The organism is Roseateles sp. P5_B10, from assembly GCF_056400485.1.
Window position 1 is genome coordinate 1 of record NZ_JBFULE010000637.1, and the last position, 3,080, is coordinate 3,080.

Annotated in this window: 3 protein-coding genes and 1 pseudogene; all 4 read right to left on the minus strand. The window is 69.7% G+C overall.

Annotated elements, in window-relative coordinates:
* A pseudogene (locus tag AC1DU6_RS25210) lies at window positions 1-473 on the minus strand (hypothetical protein); the annotation flags it as partial.
* 132 nt (window positions 474-605) lie between these two features.
* Complete coding sequence (locus AC1DU6_RS25215) at window positions 606-1,850, minus strand: phenylacetate--CoA ligase family protein (RefSeq protein ID WP_457324429.1); 1,245 nt, start codon at window positions 1,848-1,850, stop codon at window positions 606-608.
* A gap of 73 nt (window positions 1,851-1,923) precedes the next feature.
* Entirely contained in the window at window positions 1,924-2,223 is a 300-nt protein-coding gene (locus AC1DU6_RS25220) for a hypothetical protein (RefSeq protein WP_057300574.1), read from the minus strand.
* Entirely contained in the window at window positions 2,220-3,026 is an 807-nt protein-coding gene (locus AC1DU6_RS25225; RefSeq protein WP_477860428.1) for an ABC transporter ATP-binding protein, read from the minus strand. Before AC1DU6_RS25225 ends, AC1DU6_RS25220 begins: the two co-directional genes overlap by 4 nt.
* Window positions 3,027-3,080: the final 54 nt, after the last annotated feature.

The following is a 3,080-nucleotide window of genomic DNA, read 5'->3' on the forward strand; positions in this document are numbered from 1 at the left end:
CCCTGGCTCAGCGCGGTGGCGGCGTCGAGGCTGGCGGCCTCAAGCTTGAGCTGGTAGAGGCCATCGGCCAGTGCCGTGCCGCCGGTGCCGCGACCGACCCAGCGCACGCTGGCCATCACCGGCGCGCCGGCATAGCGCGATTCGCCGCTCCAGCGCTGCAGCACGCGGCCCTGCTCGTCGACCAGGCTGAGCGCCCACGCAAAGACCTGGCCGTCGGCAATGCCGGGGTGGTCCATCTGCACGCTGAAGACGCGCTCGCCGCTGGCGGCGGTGACCGCGAAGGGCGCGGACAGCGTGGCCGAGAACTCGTGGTGGTCGGGGTCCTTGGCGCGCGGGCGCGCGGCGGCGGCTTTGGCCAGCTCGCTTTCGGCCTGGGAAGCTTGGGAAGAGACTTGGGGGTCGTTGCTGCCACCACCGCAGGCTGCGAGCAGCAGCACGAGCAGGGTGGGCGGAAGATGGCGGGCAAGGGTCATGGCGCGTCCTCGGCTGGTGCCAGCGGTGGCCGGCAAAGCGGCGGACTGTGGTGGCGCCGCCAAGCCGAGTCCATGCGGGCCTTCCTGTCACCGATTCAGGCTCAGGTCGGCCCCGAGGTCTTCAAACGCGCGTCACACGGGGCGGCGATCCTCGATGACCCGGCCGTCGTTGGGCAGGCTGCCCGCCGCCAGCAGCTCGACCTCGCCCCGCAGCTTGGTGATGTCGCGCAGCGCCGTCTGCAGCTGCTCCACCAGGCCCTCGGCCGGCGCGGCCTCAAGCTGCAGGCACATGCGGTCATTGGCCAGCTCGCCGTCGACGATGAGGCGCGCCCGGCCGCGCTGGCCACAGCGCGCCAGCACCTCGGCCACTTGGCCCGCGTGCACGAACATGCCACGCACCTTGGCCGACTGGTCCGCCCGGCCCAGCCAGCCACGCAGGCGCTGGTTGGTGCGGCCGCAGGGGCTGATGCCAAGGTTCGCGGGCAGCACGGCAGAGAGGTCGCCGGTGGCGAAGCGGATCAAGGGATAACCGGCACTGAGCGTCGTCACGATGACTTCGCCGACCTCGCCGTCCGGCACAGGTTCGGCAGAGCCGGGTCGCACGATCTCGACGATGACGCCTTCGTCGACGACCAGGCCTTCACGCGCCGTGGTCTGGTAGGCGATGAGGCCGAGGTCGGCCGTCGCATAGCACTGGTAGGCATCGACGCCGCGTGCGGCAAACCATGCAACGAGCGCCGGCGGGCAGGCCTCACCGCTGACCAGGGCACACTGCAGATAAGGCAGCACGTGCCCGCCCTCGGCCGCCTTCTCGAGCAAGATGCGCAGCAGGCTGGGCGTGCCGGCATAGGCCTCGGGCTGCAGGTCCAGGAGGGCCTGCAGCTGCAATTCGGTATTGCCAATGCCGCCGGGAAAGCTGGCAGCACCGATGGCGCGCAGGCCCGCTTCCATCATGGCGCCAGCCGGGGTCAGGTGATAGCTGAAGCCCACATGCGCGAGCTGGCCGGCGCGGATGCCCGCCGCATGCAGTGCGCGGGCGACGCGCCAGGGGTCGGCGCCGTCGGCATCGGGCTCGGGTTCGTAGAGCGGCCCGGGCGACTGGAAGATGCGCCGCGGCATGCCGGCCGCAAATCCGCCCAAGCGCAGTGCGCGCCGAGCGGCCTGGGCGGCGGCGAGGCTGCTCTTGCGCGTCAGCGGCAACGTGGCCAGCGCGGCCCGCGACGTGATCGCGTTCGCATCGACGCCGACCAACAGCTCGGTGTAGGCCGGACTGCTGGATTGGGCATGCGCGATCTGTTCCGGCAGCGCAGCCATCAGCGCGGCCTCACGCGCGGCCGGGTCGCGCGTCTCCAGCGCGTCGAAGAACTCCGAGCTCATTGGTGCACCCTTCGGCCTACGGTCTGTCCCGCCAAGCGGGAGCGAGCTTGCTTGGGGCGGCCCGGCGCGGCGCTCACTCCTCGTCCTTCCAACGCGTGAGCCGGCGCTTGATCTCGTCCTGCAACTTGCGCAGCTCGGTCGCGGACTTCAGCGTGAAGGTGTCCCACTCGGGCGTGCGCGCCGGGCGCTTGGTGAGCTGGACCTTGACGGTCGCACCCTCCACCGCCAGCTTGAGCACCACGTCGGCGCCCAGCATCCAGCCTTCGCCCCGCTCGGCCAGCACGCGTTGGTCGCGCGCGAAGCGCTTCATCGTCAGCAGCGCCGAGTCCGCATCAAAAGGTGGCGGCGCCATCTCCCAGTTGTCGTCACTCATGCCAGCCACCTCTTCCTTCGCTTGTAGCTCTTCACGTCCTTGAAACTGCGTCGCCCTTCCCCGCCCACGCCGAGATAGAACTCCTTGACGTCCTCGTTCTCGCGCAATGCGCTGGCAGCGCCGTCCATGACGACGCGGCCGTTCTCCAGGATGTAGCCGTAGTCGGCATAACGCAGCGCCATGCTGGTGTTCTGCTCGGCCAGCAGGAAGGTCGTCCTCTCCTTGGTGTTGAGGTCGCGCACGATCTCGAACACCTCCTCGACGATCTGCGGCGCCAGGCCCATGGACGGCTCGTCCAGCAACACCATCTTGGGGTTGGCCATCAGCGCGCGGCCGATGGYGMRCATCTGCTGCTCGCCGCCCGACGTGTAGGCCGCCTGGCTGGTGCGGCGCGTCTTCAGGCGCGGGAAGTAGGTGTAGACCTTGTCCAGYGTCGCCGCCACGGCCCCACGCCCGTCCTTGCGCGTGTAGGCGCCGGTCATCAGGTTCTCCTCGATGGTCAGGTGGGCGAAGCAGTGCCGGCCCTCCATGACCTGCACCACCCCGCGCTCCACCATGGCCGAGGTGGACAGCTTCTCGATGCGCTCGCCGCGCAGCTCGATGCTGCCCTTAGTGACCTCGCCGCGCTCGCCTTCCAGCAGGTTGGACACCGCGCGCAGCGTGGTGGTCTTGCCGGCGCCATTGCCCCCCAGCAAGGCCACCACCTGGCCCTCGGCTACCTGCAGGGACACGCCCTTGAGCACGAGGATGACGTGGTTGTAGATGACTTCGATGCCGTTGACGTTCAGGAGGGGGGCTGTCATCGCAACTCTTTCCTCAGCATGGATGCTCTCGCGGGTGGCGCCCCTCCCCGTGGG